Genomic DNA, 18,896 nt, shown 5'->3' with positions numbered 1-18,896 from the left:
TCCCTGGTGCAGGTGCCTGCCTATCGCGAAGGATAAGGCCAATGATGATCGAGACCCGACAATGACAATGCGCCAGTGGCCGCGAAATACACCAACAGGCCGGCAAAGGCGATCAGTAGCGTTTTCTCGATGACACCGAGTCGTTTGTGTTCAGTCATTTGCATACTCCTTCGTGATATCGGACGAAAGGCCGCCCTCCTAAAAACTAGGAAAGCCTGGCGCAGGCGGCAAGCGCGGCTCACAAAATGAAACACAATCGATAAATTTTGTTAATTATTTAGCCCTCTTTCTTTTCTCGCGCCGCCGCCTGTTCACCCTGCAGCGCCCGCCTTTCCCTTAGTAACCCTATGGTATACGCCGTTAAAAATCCCCTACCGGTTAAGCAAAGGTGATGATAGTGTTGTTTTCATTCAGTTCATCTATGCTGAAAATTCATCTTTTGAGGGACGACTATGATGTCTAAAGGCATTTCCAAGGGATTCTTTATTCTGATCCTGTTCATCGTTACCGCCGCCTTTCTCGACGTGCTGGGGCCTTATTACTCCTCAGTGCTGTGGGCGGTTATTCTGGCGGTGATTTTCCATCCGGTGAAAAAGAAGTTGAAGCAGTACGTCGGCGAACGCAACGGCGTAGTGTCGCTGCTGACGGTGGCGCTGATCTGTCTGATCGTGTTCACGCCATTGGCGATCATCGCCTCATCGCTGGCGATGGAATTCAACGTGATCTACACCAAGCTGCAAACCAACAACAGCCAATTGCCGACCATGCTGGCGGACTTTATGCGTCACCTGCCCGGCTGGGCGCAGCGCTTCCTGGCGGAGCATAACCTCAACAGCGCCGCCGAGATCCAAAAGCAGCTTTCCGACGTGGCGCTTAAGGGCGGGCAATATCTGGCGGGCAGCGTCTTCCTGATCGGCAAAGGCACCTTCAACTTCGTCGTCGGCTTCGGCGTGATGCTCTACCTGCTGTTCTTCCTGCTGAAAGACGGCCCCTATCTGGTGAACCTGGCGCTCGAAGCGCTGCCGCTCTCCCAGCACGTGAAGCACCACCTGTTCGTGAAGTTCGCCGCCGTCTCCCGCGCCACCGTCAAGGGCACGGTGGTGGTCGCCGTGGTGCAAGGTGCGCTCGGCGGGCTGGCATTTTACTTTACCGGCATCGACGGCAGCCTGCTGTGGGGCGCGCTGATGGCGTTCCTGTCGATCATCCCGGCCGTGGGCTCCGCCATCATCTGGGTGCCGGCGGTGATCTACTTCTTCGCTACCGGCATGCTGTGGAAAGCCATTTTCCTGGTGGTATTCTTCGTGGTGGTGATCGGCCTGGTGGACAACATTCTGCGCCCGCTGCTGGTAGGCAAAGACACCAAAATGCCGGACTACCTGATCCTGATCTCCACCCTGGGCGGCATGGAGATTTACGGCATCAACGGCTTCGTCATCGGGCCCTTGATCGCCGCGCTGTTCATCGCCTGCTGGAACATCCTGTCCGGCCGCGACAGCGAGGAGAACATCGAAGAGATCGACGAAGAATTCATCGAGGAAGGCAAAAATCATCCCGACGCGGCGGCGGAGTAACCCTCTCGCAGCGAATCACACAGGGGCCCAATTGGGCCCCTTTTTTTGTCTGTGGTATCCTTGCCCGGCTCACAAGGAAGAACGGGTTTCATTATGCTTATTTTTTACGCCACGTTGGCCATCGCCTTCACTCTGCTGTGCCTGTTAGCCTTTATCTATTGCGCCTATCAGCTGTCAAAACACGGTGACGTCAGGTTTTTGGCCTCGCTTTCGGTGCTGATCTTCGCGCTGCTGGCCTTCTATGCCGCTTATGGTTACGTCAGCACCTGGCTGCAACAGCAGGCGGTCGATGTCCGGCTGTATTAGCGCAGCGGGATGAAAAAGACCTGCTCCGGGTCGCCGTCATCGAGATTGTCAATTTGGCCGCTGGCGACAAACCCGGCGTTCAACAGCAGCCGCTGCATCGGCAGGTTGGAACGATTGGTGGAGGTGAACAGCTTCGGGTGCCGACACTGGGACTTCAACGCCGCAATCAACGCCTGCCCGACGCCCCGGCGGCGATAGCGCTCGCCGACCATCAGCATCTCGACAAAGCCGCAGCCGAAGAAGTGATAGTGCAGCACAGCGTAGCCCATCGCCATGCCCTGTTCCTCGGCAAGATAGCAGACACTCTGTGCGCACCAGGAGCGGATCTGCGCCGCGCGCTGCGGCTCGTCTTCGGCGACGCTGTCGAGGGCGATCAGGGCTGCGGCATCGGTTTCAGTGGCAAGACGAACAAACATGTTTACCCCTTCATTCTGATGGGTGACGGCGACACCGCTTCAACGAAACGGCAACCGAAGCGGGATAACTTTTACATCCCCGCCGAATTTTGTAATCCTATTATAGAGTTACTAAAACACACGCCAAGGAAGGAAAGCTTTTCCCGATGAGAATACCGCAAATCTCCGCCGCCCTGCTGTTTACCCTGCTGCTGGCGGGCTGCCAGTTCCACAAAACCGTGTTCCCGCCGCCGTATATCGGCACCCCGCAAGAGATCAGCACCTACGAAGTGAAAGGGCTGACGTTCGTCACCACCGTCACCTTCAGCGGCCTGTTCGCCGAAGATCTGGTGCGCGAATACGCACAGAAACATCACTATCGCTACTATGTGGTAACGATGCGCAGCAACGGTTTTAAAGATCGGGCCGAGCGCGTGAGCGCGATGATGTATCGGTAATACCAAACAAGTAGCCGGCGCGTTAAACCCAATGATAAAGTGATTTGCGACAAAGAGCTTGCCCGCACCTTAGCCGTAACCTTGTCATCTGCGCGCCAAGACGGGAAATTATCGCTCGTTCTCTCAGGGTAACATTACGATACGCTGCAACGCAGAAAAGGAACCGTTATGCCTTTACTCCCTGCCGTGCACATCGAAACCGAACGGTTGATATTACGTCCTCACAACCTGGCCGATTTCGATGCCTGGTATGCCATGTTTACAGATAAGGAACTGTTCAAATTTATCAGCGCCCCCAATCTTTCACCTGAAGACGGTTGGAATAGACTACTGCGCTATATTGGCCACTGGTCGGTTTTCGGCTATGGGCTGTTCGCCATATTTCGCAAAGTGGACGGACAGTTCCTGGGCGAGACCGGGTTGGCGGATTTTCATCGGGGTCTGGGCAATGACTTCGATGGGAGCCCTGAAGCCGCATGGATTATTGCCCGGGAGGCCCAAGGTCAGGGAGTCGCGCAAGAAGCGGCTGCCGCAGCGCATCAATGGATTGACAGCACGTAATCACCCGCTCAAACAGTTTGCCTTATCGGTGAAAACAATCGGCCTTCCGTTAAAATAGCTCAACATCTGGGTTACCAAATATTTGGCCAATGCGAATACAAAGGAGCATCTTGCTTAAAACTAAGACGGACAATAAAGACTTAAATCTAAATCCACCAGCCGCACAGGCTGGTGGAAGTCACGTGAACACCTAAATTTTTTACTAAAAGATCCCGCTGCACAACACTGCGTTATCCCAACCCCTTATTTCATCTAGCTGCTTAAGGACGCAGTTGCAACGTGATAATTTGGAACGCATTATGGGCCCCTGCCGTCGGCGGCTTAGGGAAGCGCGAATCGGCAATTGCCTTCATGGCGGCGCGGCAAAGATCCGGATCGCCTCCTTCAGTTCGAACACCGATTGGCATACCGTCCGGCGCCAGCGTGATACGCAATGTGCAACGCTTGCCCGAGTAGGCTTCGGCATCTTTCAAATGGCTTTGAATCACGGCCTGCAACTGGGCGATATAGCGTTCTTTCTCTTTTCCCGGTGCCGGCGCCTTTGGGTCGCCAAGATTGGCGAAAAGATCGTCAACCTTTTTATTTTCCGGATTGCTTTGGCTGGGGGCTGTACTCTTGGCACACCCCGTTAATGCCAGTGCGAACATTCCCGCCAATAATATGGCGGCGCCGGTTTTGTAGCCTGAATGCGTAATTTTCATATCCCTGTCCTTATGGATGATTATCAGCCAAATCAACGTGGTATTTGACAAGACCCCCGGTCAATACTTATACAGAATTCACGTAAAACCGCCAATGACATCAAGCTCTGGCGCGCGGAAAATCGTGAGTAGATGATGATATGAAACCCTAACCCCATCGGCGGGCCGTACGCCTGAAGGCCATGACTTATCGACACCCCTCGAATGGGCAATCACTCCATCAATAAATTAAGAAATTCTTAATTTTTTATCGCATTAAAAGCACTTTTAACGCTAGCAATCTGGAGATTCTGCCTATACTTACTTTCCTGCCATTAAATTCATTTAAGTAACCAGGATGGTAAGTATGAAAAGTAAACGACTCTTTGCCGCGCTTCTTACTGCGACCACGGTGATGTTCATGGCGGGCTGCGCTTCCAATCAGGCGATTAAAACAACGGATGGCAAGACTATTGTCACCGACGGCAAGCCTCAAGTCGATAAAGATACCGGGTTAGTCTCCTACCGAAATGCAGAAACGGGCAAAACGGAACAGATCAATCGAGACCAGATTGCAAACATGAGTGAGTTGGATAACTAAAAGGAGCTTCAAATGAAAAAAGCGCTTGTTCTTCCCGCGATCGCCCTGGTTGCTATCGCCACACTGTCAGGCTGCACACGCACCAGCTACGCTATTCATACCCACGATGGCCGAACGCTCATCAGTGACGGTAAACCGAAAGAAACCTCTGCCGGTTTGCTCGGTTATACCGATGCCAATGGCGTTAAACAGCAAATCAACAAGACGGAAGTCAAAGAGGTTTCAGAGATCCCTCATTAAGGTTCCGATAATCTTAGCCCGCTAAAACCTAGGGAGCCCATGGCTCCCTCCCAACTCAAACACCAACCGTGCCTGCCCGCGTTTAATGAGAACGTCGATAACCACCTGACATTTCAGCAGACAACGTTCTCAGGTTTGCCATACGGATCTCCCCTTTCCCGGCGTCGAACGGCTATAATCCAAGAAGTGGAGTTATTTGATAACGATAAGGAGGGAGTATGTACAAAACTATTTTGGTTCCCGTGGATATTACCGAGCCGGAATTAACACAGCAGGTCATCCCGCATGTCAATGCGCTCGCCAGGCTCGAAGACTCCCACGTCCATTTCCTGGCGGTGATCCCGTCTCGCGCCACCTACGCGGCCTTCGGCTTTGCCGCCACCGCGGCGGTGGAAACCAAAGATGAAACTATTGCGGTAGCGACCGAGGGGCTGGCAAAAGCGGCGAAACAATTCAGCGTTCCCGAGGATAGAGTGACCACCCATGTGGCCGTCGGCGATCCCAAAGATCAGATCCTGGAACTCGCTGATGCGCTTAACGCGGAGATTATTGTGATGGGTTCCAACCGCCCTTCTGCAATGACTTACCTCCTCGGCTCGAATGCCACCGCCGTCGTCCGCCACGCCAATTGCCCGGTGCTGGTCGTGCGTGAATCGGCTAACGCTTGATATCTCTTACTCATTTGAACAATAATAAATATCCTCCGGCATAGCCGGAGGTTTTTCATATGCGCCTATAAGGCTCTCTTGCCAGCTGCGCCCTAACAGGCGCATCGCGATCTGACATTTGCTTCTATCGGTTACTTACGACCCGTAAACGGGCTACCTGGATAGGGGATCGACAACTGCTCACCCATCTTATCCTCTTCCAGTTGGTGCTTTATGTATTCTTGTATCTTGGCTGTATTTTTACCCACCGTATCAACGTAATACCCTCGACACCAAAACTCCCTGTTACGGTATTTGAACTTCAAATCCCCAAACTGCTCATAAAGCATCAGGCTGCTCTTGCCCTTCAGATACCCCATAAACCCCGATACACTCATCTTGGGGGGAATTTCCAGAAGCATATGGATGTGATCCACACAACATTCCGCCTCCAGAATATTCACGCTTTTCCATTCACAAAGCTTTCTTAAGATACTGCCAATTGCTCTGCGCTTTTCCCCGTAGAACACCTGTCTTCGGTACTTCGGCGCAAATACTATGTGATATTTACAGTTCCAGCGCGTGTGCGCTAAGCTCTTTTCGTCCCTCATAGGGACCCCCTTTTGATTTCTTGTTGAACGTTCGCAGTTGCCAGACCGCAAACTGTTTTAACAAATCAAAAGGGGTCTTTATAACTGGCTCAAAGCTGAAAGCTTTACGGAACCCCCAGCCTAGCTGGGGGTTTTTGCATACAAAAAACGGGAGCCCTAAGGCTCCCGCTCCCATTCAAGCGCCAAACACGCTTACATGTGTTTAATGATAGCATCGCAAGATTACTAGGCAGCGTTTGAATCTAGAGTGTATGACCAGCGATTTTCAACATTACTGATAACAACATCGATACATGGTCAATGCGATACTATCGGCCATAATCACAGTGACATGCCCCCATGGATTAATACAGTTCGCACTCTAACGAAAGTCCGCTTCTGGCAGAGAACTGCCCATCAGATTGGGATTGGTTCTGTACCGTATCAGGTCTGAACTAATACACTTGAGGGTCCCCCTCAAGCTTTTACTCTTTCTCGAACCCAAACGTCACGCGGTGCCGTTTTAAGTATTTTTTATTCTCCCCAAACAGCCCATCAATTTTTGAGTCCAAGGGAATTTTTAAATCATGAAGCAAACCTGCATATTCTTTCTTGTGCAATAAGCGTCCATTATCATCAAAACTGATCATGCCCCGGTCGAACAATCTGTCCAGGTTAGGAATCAGGGGGAATCCGTTGTAAGGGTCAACTTTCTCTTTGTCATTTGAGATAGACCACGAAACAATATGAGAAGCGGTTAGCATTGACTCAAGCGCAATGCCGGTGACCGCACATTTTCCGCCCCACTTCTTAAATAATTTATCGCGGTAGGGGCCGTGACCAACGCGAGCCTGAATGACGGCTGCTTTAGTGCTTCCTCTCGCCTCTTTTACCGTGGCCGTCTGTTTATTGAAGTCTATTGAAACGTTATCGTTAATAAAACTTGCTATCATTTTTGCTGCAGCCTCGGGTATTTCGCACATGTAAGTCTGCGTACAAAACCCGTTTTCAGCAAAAACTGTTGGCCGACTTAACTCATTAAACACAGTCAGAAATATGTCACTGAACTGCAAAACATCGATCGGGTGCTCTAAAACGGTCAAATCTACTTCTACTCGGGTACCTTCACGCTCCCACTTATCAAAAGATCGATTAGGTGGCCGCGGTGCATCATCAGCATCGGCTGTAGCAGTCGCTACATAGACAATCTCTCGATCCTTATTACAAAAGATGACGTCACCTGCTTTTACATCCTTCACTGTCTCCCAGGAGGCATTACTAAACTTTTTCCCGTGCTTATTCATGCCATATTGTGGAGCCCAGAGGAAATTTTGTTCTTTAACCTCATTAAAACTGCTACCAATATTCACCCAGAAAAAGCTCATTAACACTCCTTGTAGAATTTTATCTCATGCAAAAAAATGCGGCTGCAGGTAGTTTATCGTCCATTTCATTGCAAAGTTTAGACGCAGCTCAACCTTTAGATCTATACGCTCTAAAGCGCCAAAATGGCCGAGTTTTGATAACCGTTGCAGTTTGAATAATAAAAAACGGGAACCATCAGGCTCCCGTTATCATTTAACGCTAAAGCACCATTACATGTGTTTAACGATAGCGTCGCCAAACTCTGAACATTTCAGCAGTTTAGCGCCTTCCATCAGGCGTTCGAAGTCGTAGGTCACGGTCTTGGCAGCGATTGCGCCTTCCATGCCTTTAACAATCAGGTCAGCCGCTTCGAACCAGCCCATGTGGCGCAACATCATCTCTGCGGACAGGATGATGGAGCCTGGGTTCACTTTGTCCTGGCCGGCGTACTTCGGTGCGGTGCCGTGAGTCGCTTCGAACAGCGCGCAGTCGGAGCCGATGTTGGCGCCCGGCGCGATACCGATGCCGCCAACCTGGGCCGCCAGGGCGTCGGAGATGTAGTCGCCGTTCAGGTTCATACAGGCGATCACGTCGTATTCCGCCGGGCGCAGCAGGATTTGCTGCAGGAAGGCGTCGGCGATCACGTCTTTAACCACGATCTCTTTGCCGGTGTTCGGGTTCTTGATCTTCAGCCATGGGCCGCCGTCGATCAGCTCACCGCCGAACTCTTCGCGCGCCAGCTCATAGCCCCAATCCTTGAAGGCACCTTCGGTGAACTTCATGATGTTGCCTTTGTGAACCAGGGTCACGGAGTCGCGGTCGTTGGTGATGGCGTATTCGATCGCCGCACGCACCAGACGCTTGGTCCCTTCTTCGGAGCATGGCTTCACGCCGATACCGCACTGCTCTGGGAAGCGGATTTTCTTCACGCCCATTTCGTCGCGCAGGAATTTGATCACTTTGTCCGCTTCGGCGGAGCCGGCTTTCCACTCGATGCCGGCGTAGATGTCTTCGGCATTTTCGCGGAAGATCACCATGTCGGTCAGCTCAGGCTGTTTCACCGGGCTTGGAGTGCCCTGGTAGTAACGCACCGGGCGCAGGCACACGTACAGGTCCAGCTGCTGGCGCAGGGCCACGTTCAGAGAACGGATGCCGCCGCCGACCGGGGTGGTCAGGGGGCCTTTGATGGCGACGCGGTAGTCGCGGATCAGGTCCAGAGTTTCGTCCGGCAGCCACACGTCTTTACCGTAAACGTGGGTAGATTTTTCGCCGGTGTAGATTTCCATCCAGGAGATTTTACGTTCGCCGTGGTAAGCCTTTTTAACGGCCGCATCAACCACGTGGATCATGGCAGGAGTCACGTCAACGCCAATGCCGTCGCCTTCGATGAACGGGATGATCGGGTTATGAGGAACAACCAGTTTACCCTGGGCGTCAACCGTGATTTTTTTACCTTCTGCCGGAACAACTACTTTGCTTTCCATCAACCTCTCCTTCAAGCGCAATTTTGTTAATGCTTTGTAAGATGCGTGTAGATACTACTTGAATATTCGGTCCGCGCCAATCCGAAACGGATTCGGTTATAATGCGCTTATCATCCGTAATCTCAACTGTTATGAAAAAATTCTCTGTTAGAAATCACAACGTTAAACGATTCAGCAAGCCGAATGCCGCCAAACCCGCCGCGCCGAAGGGGCCGCGTCGAATTGTGTTATTCAACAAGCCCTTCGACGTGCTGCCGCAGTTCACCGATGAAGCCGGCCGCGCCACGCTGAAAGAGTACATCCCCTTCCCCGACGTTTACGCCGCCGGGCGTCTGGATCGCGATAGCGAAGGGCTGCTGGTGCTGACCAACGACGGACAGCTGCAGGCGCAGCTCACCCAGCCGGGCAAGCGCACCGGCAAAATCTATTATGTGCAGGTCGAGGGGGCGCCGCAGGAGAGCGATCTGGCGCCATTGCGCAGCGGCGTCACGCTGAAAGACGGCCCGACGCTACCCGCCGGTGTTGAGTTGGTGGCCGAGCCTCAGTGGCTATGGCCGCGCAACCCGCCGATCCGCGAGCGTAAATCCATCCCCACCAGTTGGCTGAAAATAACCCTGTTCGAAGGGCGAAACCGCCAGGTGCGTCGCATGACGGCGCATATCGGGTTCCCTACCCTGCGCCTGATTCGCTACAGTATGGGTAATCTTTCGCTGGGTTCACTGCAGCCTGGTGAATGGAAAAGCATCGATTCCCTGTAGACCGATAACTGATGGAGGCGCCATGAAATACACGCCGATCGCGCTGCTGCTCGCCGCTCTGGCGGCCCCGTTCGCGGCCCAGGCCGCCAGCTTCGACTGCGCCAAGGCAGCAAACCGCGATGAGCAAGCCATCTGCGCCAACCGCACGCTGAACGATTTGGATGTGCAAATGGCCACCAAGTACCAATTCCTGCGCGGCCTGTTCGCCATGGGCGCGCGTGGCGCGATGCAGGACAGCCAGCAGGCCTGGCTGGCAAAACGCCAGCGGTGCGGCGGCGATACCGCCTGCCTGCTGCAAAGTTATCGCACCCGCATCGCCGAGCTGGACGACATCTACCGGCGCATCGACAAACCGCTGTAAGGAGACCGCATGTTCAAACCGCACGTCACTGTGGCCTGCGTGGTACACGCCGCCGGCAAATTTTTGGTGGTCGAAGAGACCATCAACGGCAAAGCGCTGTGGAACCAGCCGGCCGGCCACCTGGAGGCCGACGAGACGCTGGTGCAGGCCGCCGAGCGCGAGCTGTGGGAAGAGACCGGCATCCGCGCCACGCCGCAGGCGTTCCTGCGCCTGCACCAGTGGATAGCGCCGGATCGCACGCCGTTTCTGCGTTTTTGCTTCGTTATCGAGCTGGAACAGCCGCTGCCGACCGAGCCGCACGACAGCGACATCGATCGCTGCCTGTGGCTGAGCGCCGACGAGATTTTGCAGGCGCCCAACCTGCGTTCCGCGCTGGTGGCGGAGAGCATTCGCAGCTACCAGCAGCCGGAGCGCTATCCGCTGTCGCTGGTCGGCAGCTTCGCCTGGCCGTTTTAAGGGCGCCGAGCAGCACAAGATGACCAGTGCGCCGGCGCGGCCAACGTGGTAAAATCCTGCGCTTGTTTTTATCAGCACGGTTCGTGTTCAAGTTCGTGAGATCCCCATGTCAGACAACAGCCAGAAAAAAGTAATCGTCGGTATGTCCGGCGGCGTCGACTCCTCCGTTACCGCCTATCTGTTACAGCAACAGGGCTATCAGGTCGCTGGGCTGTTCATGAAAAACTGGGAAGAAGACGACGACGAAGAGTACTGCTCCGCCGCGACCGATCTGGCCGACGCGCAAGCGGTCTGCGACAAGCTGGGCATCGAACTGCACACGGTGAACTTCGCGGCGGAATACTGGGACAACGTGTTTGAGCTGTTCCTGGAAGAGTACAAGGCCGGCCGCACGCCGAACCCGGACATCCTGTGCAATAAAGAGATCAAATTCAAAGCCTTCCTGGAGTTTGCCGCCGAAGATCTGGGGGCCGATTTTATCGCCACCGGCCACTACGTGCGTCGCCAGGACGTGGACGGCAAGAGCCGCCTGCTGCGCGGCGTCGACGGCAACAAAGATCAGAGCTACTTCCTCTATACCCTGAGCCACGAGCAGGTGGCGCAAAGCCTGTTCCCGGTCGGGGAGCTGGAGAAGCCGGAGGTGCGCCGCATCGCCGAACAGCTGGAGCTGGTCACCGCCAAGAAGAAAGACTCCACCGGTATCTGCTTTATCGGCGAACGTAAATTCCGCGACTTCCTCGGCCGCTACCTGCCGGCGCAGCCGGGCCCGATCGTCAGCGTCGACGGCCAGACCGTCGGCGAACACCAGGGCCTGATGTATCACACCCTGGGCCAGCGCAAAGGGCTGGGCATCGGCGGTATGAAAGACAGCAGCGAAGATCCGTGGTACGTGGTGGATAAAGACGTGGCCAACAACGTGCTGGTGGTCGCGCAGGGGCACGATCACCCGCGCCTGATGTCCGTCGGCCTTATCGCGCAGCAGTTGCACTGGGTTGATCGTCTGCCGCTGACCGGCCCGTTCCGCTGTACGGTGAAGACCCGCTATCGCCAGCAGGACATCCCTTGCACCGTGACCCCACTCGACAGCGAACGCATCGAAGTGCGTTTCGACGAGCCGGTCTCCGCCGTCACCCCCGGCCAGTCGGCGGTGTTCTATCAGGGCGAAATCTGCCTCGGCGGCGGCATTATCGAACAGCGCCTGACATAATTCGTCTGTTGCAAGAAAAACGCTGCGTTTACCGCAGCGTTTTTTTTATTCAAAATTCCACCTGTGCCCCCAGTTCAATCACCCGATTCGGCGGGATTTCGAACAGATCCGGCGCCCTCAGCGCGTTGCGCTGCAACAGCTGGAATACCTTGCCACGCACGCGCAGATACCAGGGGCGCTTGCCTAATACCAGCGTATCGCGCGACATGAAGAACGAGGTCTCGTTCATGGTGAAGCTCATCCCCTCCAGCCCGCAGCGATAAAGGATGTCCGTCACGTTGGGCGTCTCGCGCCAGCCGTAGCTTGCCACCACCCGCCAAAAGCTCGCCGACAGCTGTTCAATCGCCACCCGCTGTACGTTGTGCACGTACGGCATGTCGGTGGTGACGATGGTCAGCAGCACCACACGCTCATGCAACACCTTGTTGTGCTTCAAGTTGTGCAACAATACCAGCGGCACCGCATGCGGTGTGCGCTCCATAAACACCGCGGTGCCCGGCACCCGCTTCGGCGGCGCTTTCTCCAGCGACTCGATCAGTGCGCTCAGCCCTTCCTGATTGTCGCGCAACCGGCGGATCAGGCGCGAACGCTCGGTCTTCCAGGTCAGCATGATCAGCAGAATCGTCAGCCCAAGCGCCACCGGCAGCCAACCGCCAGTCGCCAACTTGATCAGGTTGGCGCCGAACAGCGGTACGTCGATGCACAGCATGACCAGCAGCATCAGCCCGCCCAGCGCGCGCGGCCAGCCCCAGTTTTTCACCGCCACAATGCTCAGCAAAATCGACGACAGCAGCATGGTGCCGGTCACCACGATGCCGTAAGCCGACGCCAGGTTGCTGGAGTGTTTGAAACTGATAATCACGATCAGCACCGCTGCGAACAGCAGCCAGTTCACCACCGGAATGTAAATCTGCCCGGATTCCTGATCGGAGGTATAGATGATACGCATCGGCGGCAGGTAGCCCAGCCGCACCGCCTGGCGCGTCAGCGAGAACACGCCGGAGATCACCGCCTGCGAGGCGATCACCGTCGCCAGCGTGGCGATCACCAGCAGCGGGATCAGCGCCCAGGTCGGCGCCAGCAGGAAGAACGGGTTGTTGATCGCCGCCGGATTGGCCAGCAACAGCGCCCCCTGGCCGAAATAATTCAACACCAGCGCCGGTGCCACCAGCGTAAACCACGCCAAACGGATCGGCTTTTTACCGAAGTGGCCCATATCGGCGTACAGCGCTTCGGCACCGGTGACCGACAACACCACCATGCCCAGCGCAAAGAATGACACCGCCTTGTATTCGAGGAAGAAATTCACCGCCCAGTAAGGGTTCAGCGCCCGCAGCACGCCGGGGTGATGCAGAATGCCGCCGATGCCCAGCAGCGCGAGTGTCAGGAACCAGATAACCATCGCCGGGGCGAACAATTTGCCGACGCTGCCGGTACCGCGCTTTTGGATCGCGAACAACGCGGTTAGCACCAGCAGCGACAGCGGCACGATAAAGCTGTCCAGCTCGGGGGCGATAATCTGCAGCCCCTCGATGGCCGAGAGCACCGAAATGGCCGGAGTGATCACCCCATCGCCGTAAAAGAAGCTGCCGCCCACCAGCCCGATCAGCACCGCCGCCGGTACCCAGCGTGCATCCAGCTTGCGGATCGCCAGCGACATCAGTGTCAGAATGCCTCCCTCGCCGTCGTTGTCGGCACGCATCACAAAACAAATGTACTTAATTGACACCACCAGCGTCAGCAGCCAGAAAATCAGCGACAAAAAGCCGTAAATCGAGGCCGGCGTCAGGGTGATGCCCTCCTCCGCCGTCAGGCATTCGCGCAAGGTATACAGCGGGCTGGTACCGATATCGCCGTACACCACGCCGATGGCCGCCAGCGTTACCGCCGGCAGTGGCTGCTTGTTTTTTACGTGCATATAGAGGTCTTTATTTAAGGGGTCACGTTGGCAGTATAGATGCAGCCACCGCACTTTATTTGTCGCCGCAACAATAAGTTCGCACCGCCGCGCCGGCGATTTTCGCCGCCTATTTGCGCAGTTCTGCGCCGCACGGCGCATCCGCCTTGCCGCAGGCGTATTAGACGCTGGGTTTACCCTCGATTTTGTGGCATGATCCGCGGCATTCGTTGTCATCGTTGTTACAGCCACGCCCGATCGTTCCCGTTCGCGGCCGCCGCCGTTACCCTGGCGATACACACAACCTTATGCAGTAAGCCATGTACCGTTCACAGCGTTTACAGGAGTATTCGTGGCGAAGAATTATTATGACATCACGCTGGCCATGGCGGGCATCAGCCAGGCGGCGCGTTTGGTTCAGCAGCTGGCCCACGAAGGGCAATGCAATCGCGAAGCCTTTCAGACCTCGCTGAAAAGCCTGCTGCAGATGGACCCGCCCTCCACGCTGGCGGTGTTCGGCGGCGAGGAGCGCAATTTGATGGTCGGCCTCGAAACCCTGATGGGCGTGCTTAACGCCAACAACAAAGGGCCGGGCGCGGAACTGACCCGCTACACCATCAGCCTGATGGTGCTGGAGCGCAAGCTCAACGCCAACAAACAGGCGATGAACACGCTCGGTGAACGCCTCGGCCAACTCGAACGCCAGCTGGCGCACTTCGATCTTGAGTCAGACACCATCATCAGCGCGCTGGCCGGCATTTACGTCGACGTGGTCAGCCCGCTCGGGCCGCGTATCCAGGTAACCGGCTCGCCGGCTATCTTGCAGAACCCGCAGGTGCAGGCCAAGGTTCGCGCCACGCTGCTGGCCGGCATTCGCGCCGCCGTGCTGTGGCAACAGGTTGGCGGCAGCCGCCTGCAGTTAATGTTTTCCCGTAATCGTCTGTTCAAGCAGGCGCAAAATATCGTTGCTCATTGTTAATCGATCCCAGGAGTTGCTACCGATGGAATTATCCTCACTGACCGCCGTTTCCCCCGTTGATGGACGCTACGGTGATAAAGTCAGCGCACTGCGCCCCATTTTCAGCGAATACGGTCTGCTGAAATTCCGCGTACAGGTTGAAGTACGTTGGCTGCAAAAACTGGCCGCCTGCGCAGAAATCAAGGAAGTTCCCGCTTTTGACGCCGACGCAAACGCTTTCCTCGACAAAATCGTCGCTGAATTCAACGAAGAAGACGCTCAGCGTATCAAAACCATCGAGCGCACCACCAACCACGACGTGAAAGCGGTCGAGTATTTCCTGAAGGAAAAAGTGGCGGCGGTGCCTGCGCTGCACGCGGTGTCCGAGTTCATCCACTTCGCCTGCACCTCCGAAGACATCAACAACCTGTCGCACGCGCTGATGCTGCAAAGCGCCCGTCAGGACGTGGTGCTGCCTTACTGGCGTAAAATCATCGATGCGCTGAAAGGGCTGGCGCTGGAATACCGCGATATCCCGCTGCTGTCGCGCACCCATGGCCAGCCGGCGACCCCGTCGACCGTCGGCAAAGAGTTCGCCAACGTGGCTTACCGCATGGAGCGCCAATACCGCCAGCTGGAGCGCGTGGAGATCATGGGTAAAATCAACGGCGCGGTCGGCAACTACAACGCCCACATCGTCGCTTACCCGGAAGTGGACTGGCATCAGTTCAGCGAAGCGTTCGTGACCTCGCTCGGCATCACCTGGAACCCGTACACCACCCAGATCGAGCCGCATGACTACATCGCCGAGCTGTTCGACTGCGTAGCGCGTTTCAACACCATTCTGATCGACTTCGACCGCGACATCTGGGGCTACATCGCCCTGAACCACTTCAAGCAGAAGACCATCGCCGGCGAAATCGGTTCTTCCACCATGCCGCACAAGGTCAACCCGATCGACTTCGAAAACTCCGAAGGCAACCTGGGCCTGGCCAACGCCGTGCTGGGCCACCTGGCGGGCAAACTGCCGGTCTCCCGTTGGCAGCGCGACCTGACCGATTCCACCGTGCTGCGTAACCTGGGCGTGGGCCTGGGCTATGCGCTGATCGCCTACCAGGCCACCCTGAAAGGCATCAGCAAGCTGGAAGTGAATCAGGCACACCTGCTGGACGAACTGGATCACAACTGGGAAGTGCTGGCCGAGCCGATCCAGACCGTGATGCGCCGCTACGGCATCGAGAAGCCTTACGAGAAGTTGAAAGAGCTGACCCGCGGCAAGCGCGTGGACGCTGCCGGCATGCAGGCGTTCATCGATGGCCTGGCGCTGCCGGAAGAAGAGAAAACCCGTCTGAAGGCGATGACCCCTGCCAACTACATCGGCCGCGCCACCACCCTGGTCGACGAGCTGAAGTAAGCGCTTTAGCCCGATAAAAAGGCGGCCCGCGGGCCGCCTTTTTGCTTATTATTCGCCGCGCAACACCTGCAGCCGAGCTATCTGCCGCCCCTGCGCATCGAAGTTGTCCGCGCTCAGCCAGCGCGCCAGCGCCTGTCGTACCGTCGGCCACCGGTCGGCGGTGATGGCGAACCAGTCGGTATCCCGGCTGCGCCCCTTGACGATCACCGCATAGCGGAAGTTACCCTCGTAGCGAAAGCCAAAGCGCAGCGCAGCCTGGCGGGAGGGCGCGTTATGGCTGTCGCACTTCCACTCGCAGCGGCGGTAGCCCAGCGTGTCGAAGGCATAGCGCAGCAGCAGCGCGATAGCCTCGGTGGCGCTGGAGCGCTGTTTCATCAACGGCGACCAGCTGACGTGGCCGATCTCCAGCACGCCATTGGCCTCGTCGATGCGCATCAGCGCCACCGTGCCCACCGGCGCGTCGCTGGCGGCGTCGAACACCGTCAGATTAACCAGCGTCGGGTTGGCCTGCAGCGTTTCCAGATGCTGCAGCATCGCCGCCGGCGTATCGGGCCGCTCGATAGACAGATAGGTCCAGTCGCGGCCGTCCGGCGCCAGTTGAAACGCCTCGAACAGCGCGGCGTAATCCCGCTGCGGCTCGAGCGGCGCCAGCGAGCAGAAACGCCCGCCGAGCGTCGCGCCGCCCGGACGGCGAGCCGGCTGCCAATCCGGCATCGGTTCGCCAATCGGCTGACCATAACGATTCATTGCCATACACGCCTCCTGCGGTTAACGGGTATAAACGATAAACGAGCTTCTTCTGCCGATTTTGTCGTACAGCGAGCGCGCCGGCGCGTTGTACTCCTGGGTCATCCAGTAGACCCGATCGCTGCCGCGCGTCTCTGCCAATCGGTACGCCTGTTCGAACAGCTTTTCCGACACCTTATGGCCACGCGCCTGCGGCGACACATAGAGATCTTCGATATAACAATAGCCGACTGCGCTCCAGGTGGACGGGTGGAACACCAGGTTCATCAGCCCCAGTAGCTGGCCGTCGGCATCCTCCGCCACCAGCCCGTACACCTGTTCATCCTGCCCCAGGCGTTCGAAGGTGCGATCGGTCACCTGCGGCGCCACATCGGCGCGGTAAAAGTCGAGATAGCCCTGCCAGAGCGCCAGCCATTGCGCTTTGTCGTCGCCATTGATTCTGCGGATAGTCACTTCAGGGTTTGATGGGTTCATAGCGCCTCACGGTGTAAGATATTATTTCCATTAGGGAAATAATCGGATAGCGGCAGAATACACCGCATGGCGGCGGTACAATACGGACCAATTCAAAACGCCGAGCAGACCAATTTTAGCCATCGCTTTCCACCGGCAGCGCGTTGAACACCTGCGCCAGCGTGGCGATAAAGCGCACGATCTCATCCGGCGTATAGGCCGAGAAGCCGAGCACCAACGCCCCGCGCTGCGGTGTGCCGGTGTAGAAGTCCGCCAGGCCGTACAGCCGTATCCCCCTTTCGGCGGCCGCCACTACCAGCCGCCGCTCCGTCGCCGCATCCGCCAACGGGCAAACCAGCTGCAGCCCGCCCTGCGGCAGCGCCGGACGCGTCCAGGCAGCAAGGTGACGATGCACCGCGTCGTACAGCACGTCCAGCCGCGCTTTGTACAGCGTGCGCATATTGCGCAGATGCTCAGCGTAGCCGCCCTCGTGCAGGAAGTGGAACAGCGTCATCTGCGCCAGCGCCGACGTGTAGCCGTCCTGAAACTGCCTGGCGGCGACCAATGGCCGCACCAACTGAGGCGGCGCGATCATGAAACCGATGCGCAGCCCCGGAAACAGCGTCTTGCTGAAGGTGCCGATGTACAGCGTACGCCCGCCGCTGTCCAGTCCCTGCAGCGCCGCCTTGGTTTGCCGGTCGTAGTTGAACTCGGCGTCGTAGTCGTCTTCGATGATCCAGGCCCGGCAGCGCTGCGCCCACTGCAACAGCGCCAGCCGCCGCTCGAGGCTCAGCGAATACCCCAGCGGGTAATGATGGGACGGCGTGATGTAAACGCCCCGCCCGCCGCCCGAAGCCTGCATCAACTGCCCGACGTCCAGCCCTTGTTCATCGATGCCGATCGGCCGCGCCTGCAGCCCCGCCGACTGCACCAGTTTTTTTGCCCCCTGGTAACCCGGCTCTTCGACGAATACCGCATCGCCGGGATCGAACAGCACCTGCGTACACAGCGCCAACGCCTGCTGAGAGCTGGTGACCACGATCACCTGTTCCGCCGTCGCCTTGACGCCCCGCTCCCGCTGCAGATAGTGCGCGATCTCCGCGCGCAGCTCCGGCAGCCCTTGCGGATCGGCATACCCCAATAATCGCTCGCCGTGCCGCCGCAGCGCCTGCTTTTCCTGCTGCAGCCATTGCTCGATGGGGAACGCCCGCAGGTCCGCCAGCGAAGGCGTCAGCGAAGCCTGGCGGCAGGTGTGCGGCGTATGGCTGACCGCCAGCAGCGCCCGGCCGCGATCGCTCAGCTCGCGCTCCGCCAGCCGCGCCTCTTGCCCCGTCGCCGTCGTCAGCAGTTCACGGCCGAGCAGCGTGTCACTACGATAACGCACAAAGCTGCCGCGCCCCACCGTTCGGCTGATGAACCCCTCAGCCTCCAGCCGCGCGTAGGTCTGTTCCACCGTGTCGCGCGCCACCGTCAGCCGGGCAGCCAACGCACGGCTCGGCGGCAGCTTCGCCCGCCAGGGCAGTTCTCCGGCGGCAATCAGTTGCAACAGAGCCTGATGCAGCGCCGAGCGCCGGGTCAGGCCTTGTTGCCGCTGCTGCGCGAAGGCGGCCAGGATTGCCGCGTCATCCGCGTAGGGTGGGTGATCACTCATGGGCAGTCTGTTTCTCCGAGCTTAAGGCGATTGCACACTACTCTACCCCATTTCCCCTCTTGGCGGCGGCAGTTGCGCTGCCCGGCGAAATCCCCT

At 57.1% G+C, this 18,896-nt stretch carries 23 protein-coding genes; 13 read left to right on the top strand and 10 right to left on the bottom strand.

Going from position 1 to position 18,896, the window contains the following annotated elements:
• Nucleotides 1–20 precede the first annotated feature (20 nt).
• Complete coding sequence (locus GUC32_RS10105; RefSeq protein WP_162837928.1) at nucleotides 21–158, bottom strand: hypothetical protein; 138 nt, start codon at nucleotides 156–158, stop codon at nucleotides 21–23.
• 294 nt (nucleotides 159–452) lie between these two features.
• Between GUC32_RS10105 and GUC32_RS10100 the strand changes: the two genes are divergently transcribed.
• The gene (locus tag GUC32_RS10100) at nucleotides 453–1,571 is read left to right on the top strand and encodes an AI-2E family transporter (RefSeq protein WP_025302537.1); all 1,119 of its coding nucleotides are present in this window, start codon (nucleotides 453–455) and stop codon (nucleotides 1,569–1,571) included.
• Nucleotides 1,572–1,664: 93 nt separating this feature from the next.
• Nucleotides 1,665–1,877 carry a hypothetical protein gene (locus tag GUC32_RS10095; protein WP_089195803.1) on the top strand — a complete coding sequence of 71 codons (213 nt, stop codon included), beginning with the start codon at nucleotides 1,665–1,667 and terminating at the stop codon, nucleotides 1,875–1,877.
• Here GUC32_RS10095 and GUC32_RS10090 read toward each other — a convergent pair.
• Nucleotides 1,874–2,293: a GNAT family N-acetyltransferase gene (locus GUC32_RS10090; RefSeq protein WP_197764828.1), complete on the bottom strand. Its 420-nt coding sequence runs from the start codon at nucleotides 2,291–2,293 to the stop codon at nucleotides 1,874–1,876. The two genes, GUC32_RS10095 and GUC32_RS10090, sit on opposite strands and share 4 nt — an antisense overlap.
• Before the next feature lie 146 nt (nucleotides 2,294–2,439).
• On the opposite strand from GUC32_RS10090, the gene GUC32_RS10085 reads away from it, so the two are divergent.
• Together GUC32_RS10085 and GUC32_RS10080 are read left to right on the top strand one after the other, a co-directional pair.
• A complete protein-coding gene (locus GUC32_RS10085; RefSeq protein WP_025302534.1) occupies nucleotides 2,440–2,730 on the top strand; it encodes a hypothetical protein in 291 nt (96 codons plus the stop codon).
• Between the two features lie 168 nt (nucleotides 2,731–2,898).
• Nucleotides 2,899–3,291 (top strand): GNAT family N-acetyltransferase, encoded by a 393-nt coding sequence (locus GUC32_RS10080; RefSeq protein ID WP_369435708.1) that lies wholly within the window; start codon nucleotides 2,899–2,901, stop codon nucleotides 3,289–3,291.
• Between the two features lie 260 nt (nucleotides 3,292–3,551).
• Here GUC32_RS10080 and tolA read toward each other — a convergent pair whose 3' ends face one another.
• Nucleotides 3,552–3,992 (bottom strand): cell envelope integrity protein TolA, encoded by a 441-nt coding sequence (gene tolA / locus GUC32_RS10075; protein ID WP_060433870.1) that lies wholly within the window; start codon nucleotides 3,990–3,992, stop codon nucleotides 3,552–3,554.
• 346 nt (nucleotides 3,993–4,338) lie between these two features.
• Here tolA and GUC32_RS10070 point away from each other — a divergent pair, with 346 nt between their 5' ends.
• The 3 genes from GUC32_RS10070 to uspF all read left to right on the top strand — a co-directional run bounded on the left by GUC32_RS10070 (nucleotide 4,339) and on the right by uspF (nucleotide 5,480).
• A complete protein-coding gene (locus GUC32_RS10070) occupies nucleotides 4,339–4,572 on the top strand; it encodes a YgdI/YgdR family lipoprotein (RefSeq protein WP_019454814.1) in 234 nt (77 codons plus the stop codon).
• A 12-nt stretch (nucleotides 4,573–4,584) separates the two neighbouring features.
• Nucleotides 4,585–4,812, top strand: coding sequence for a YgdI/YgdR family lipoprotein (locus GUC32_RS10065; RefSeq protein WP_025302531.1), 228 nt, complete (start codon nucleotides 4,585–4,587; stop codon nucleotides 4,810–4,812).
• A 218-nt stretch (nucleotides 4,813–5,030) separates the two neighbouring features.
• Nucleotides 5,031–5,480, top strand: coding sequence for a universal stress protein UspF (gene uspF, locus GUC32_RS10060; RefSeq protein ID WP_025302530.1), 450 nt, complete (start codon nucleotides 5,031–5,033; stop codon nucleotides 5,478–5,480).
• 131 nt (nucleotides 5,481–5,611) lie between these two features.
• Here uspF and tnpA read toward each other — a convergent pair whose 3' ends face one another.
• The 3 genes from tnpA to icd form a co-directional block, all read right to left on the bottom strand.
• Nucleotides 5,612–6,070 (bottom strand): IS200/IS605-like element IS1541B family transposase, encoded by a 459-nt coding sequence (tnpA, locus tag GUC32_RS10055; protein ID WP_141997679.1) that lies wholly within the window; start codon nucleotides 6,068–6,070, stop codon nucleotides 5,612–5,614.
• Nucleotides 6,071–6,534: 464 nt separating this feature from the next.
• Nucleotides 6,535–7,434 carry an HNH endonuclease gene (locus GUC32_RS10050; protein WP_025302529.1) on the bottom strand — a complete coding sequence of 300 codons (900 nt, stop codon included), beginning with the start codon at nucleotides 7,432–7,434 and terminating at the stop codon, nucleotides 6,535–6,537.
• A gap of 210 nt (nucleotides 7,435–7,644) precedes the next feature.
• On the bottom strand, nucleotides 7,645–8,898 hold the full coding sequence (gene icd / locus GUC32_RS10045; protein WP_015377612.1) for an NADP-dependent isocitrate dehydrogenase: 1,254 nt from the start codon (nucleotides 8,896–8,898) through the stop codon (nucleotides 7,645–7,647).
• 131 nt (nucleotides 8,899–9,029) lie between these two features.
• On the opposite strand from icd, the gene rluE reads away from it, so the two are divergent.
• From rluE to mnmA, 4 genes are all read left to right on the top strand, one after another.
• The gene (gene rluE / locus GUC32_RS10040; RefSeq protein WP_043141474.1) at nucleotides 9,030–9,656 is read left to right on the top strand and encodes a 23S rRNA pseudouridine(2457) synthase RluE; all 627 of its coding nucleotides are present in this window, start codon (nucleotides 9,030–9,032) and stop codon (nucleotides 9,654–9,656) included.
• Between the two features lie 22 nt (nucleotides 9,657–9,678).
• Entirely contained in the window at nucleotides 9,679–10,017 is a 339-nt protein-coding gene (locus GUC32_RS10035) for a lysozyme inhibitor LprI family protein (RefSeq protein WP_047727715.1), read from the top strand.
• A gap of 9 nt (nucleotides 10,018–10,026) precedes the next feature.
• Nucleotides 10,027–10,473: an NUDIX hydrolase gene (locus GUC32_RS10030; RefSeq protein WP_025302526.1), complete on the top strand. Its 447-nt coding sequence runs from the start codon at nucleotides 10,027–10,029 to the stop codon at nucleotides 10,471–10,473.
• Between the two features lie 106 nt (nucleotides 10,474–10,579).
• Nucleotides 10,580–11,680: a tRNA 2-thiouridine(34) synthase MnmA gene (mnmA, locus tag GUC32_RS10025; RefSeq protein ID WP_197826555.1), complete on the top strand. Its 1,101-nt coding sequence runs from the start codon at nucleotides 10,580–10,582 to the stop codon at nucleotides 11,678–11,680.
• 49 nt (nucleotides 11,681–11,729) lie between these two features.
• Here the strand turns inward: mnmA and kup are convergent, their stop codons facing one another.
• Nucleotides 11,730–13,598: a low affinity potassium transporter Kup gene (gene kup / locus GUC32_RS10020; RefSeq protein ID WP_016928067.1), complete on the bottom strand. Its 1,869-nt coding sequence runs from the start codon at nucleotides 13,596–13,598 to the stop codon at nucleotides 11,730–11,732.
• Nucleotides 13,599–13,929: 331 nt separating this feature from the next.
• Between kup and hflD the strand changes: the two genes are divergently transcribed.
• Both hflD and purB read left to right on the top strand, forming a co-directional pair.
• Nucleotides 13,930–14,556: a high frequency lysogenization protein HflD gene (gene hflD / locus GUC32_RS10015; protein WP_025302523.1), complete on the top strand. Its 627-nt coding sequence runs from the start codon at nucleotides 13,930–13,932 to the stop codon at nucleotides 14,554–14,556.
• A gap of 22 nt (nucleotides 14,557–14,578) precedes the next feature.
• Nucleotides 14,579–15,949, top strand: a complete 1,371-nt coding sequence (gene purB, locus GUC32_RS10010) for an adenylosuccinate lyase (RefSeq protein ID WP_033652066.1) — start codon at nucleotides 14,579–14,581, stop codon at nucleotides 15,947–15,949.
• A gap of 48 nt (nucleotides 15,950–15,997) precedes the next feature.
• On the opposite strand, the gene GUC32_RS10005 is transcribed toward purB, so the two are convergent.
• The 3 genes from GUC32_RS10005 to GUC32_RS09995 all read right to left on the bottom strand — a co-directional run bounded on the left by GUC32_RS10005 (nucleotide 15,998) and on the right by GUC32_RS09995 (nucleotide 18,800).
• Nucleotides 15,998–16,702, bottom strand: a complete 705-nt coding sequence (locus GUC32_RS10005) for a GNAT family N-acetyltransferase (RefSeq protein WP_025302521.1) — start codon at nucleotides 16,700–16,702, stop codon at nucleotides 15,998–16,000.
• A 15-nt stretch (nucleotides 16,703–16,717) separates the two neighbouring features.
• A complete protein-coding gene (locus GUC32_RS10000; RefSeq protein ID WP_043141490.1) occupies nucleotides 16,718–17,170 on the bottom strand; it encodes a GNAT family N-acetyltransferase in 453 nt (150 codons plus the stop codon).
• A 115-nt stretch (nucleotides 17,171–17,285) separates the two neighbouring features.
• Nucleotides 17,286–18,800 carry a PLP-dependent aminotransferase family protein gene (locus tag GUC32_RS09995; RefSeq protein ID WP_043141493.1) on the bottom strand — a complete coding sequence of 505 codons (1,515 nt, stop codon included), beginning with the start codon at nucleotides 18,798–18,800 and terminating at the stop codon, nucleotides 17,286–17,288.
• Nucleotides 18,801–18,896: the final 96 nt, after the last annotated feature.

Origin of the sequence: Serratia sp. NGAS9, from assembly GCF_009905295.1 — a bacterium.
In the GTDB taxonomy this organism is placed as follows: Bacteria; Pseudomonadota; Gammaproteobacteria; order Enterobacterales; family Enterobacteriaceae; genus Serratia; species Serratia bockelmannii.
Note: the sequence above shows the minus strand (reverse complement) of the source record. Positions and strands in the feature narration are given on the sequence as shown.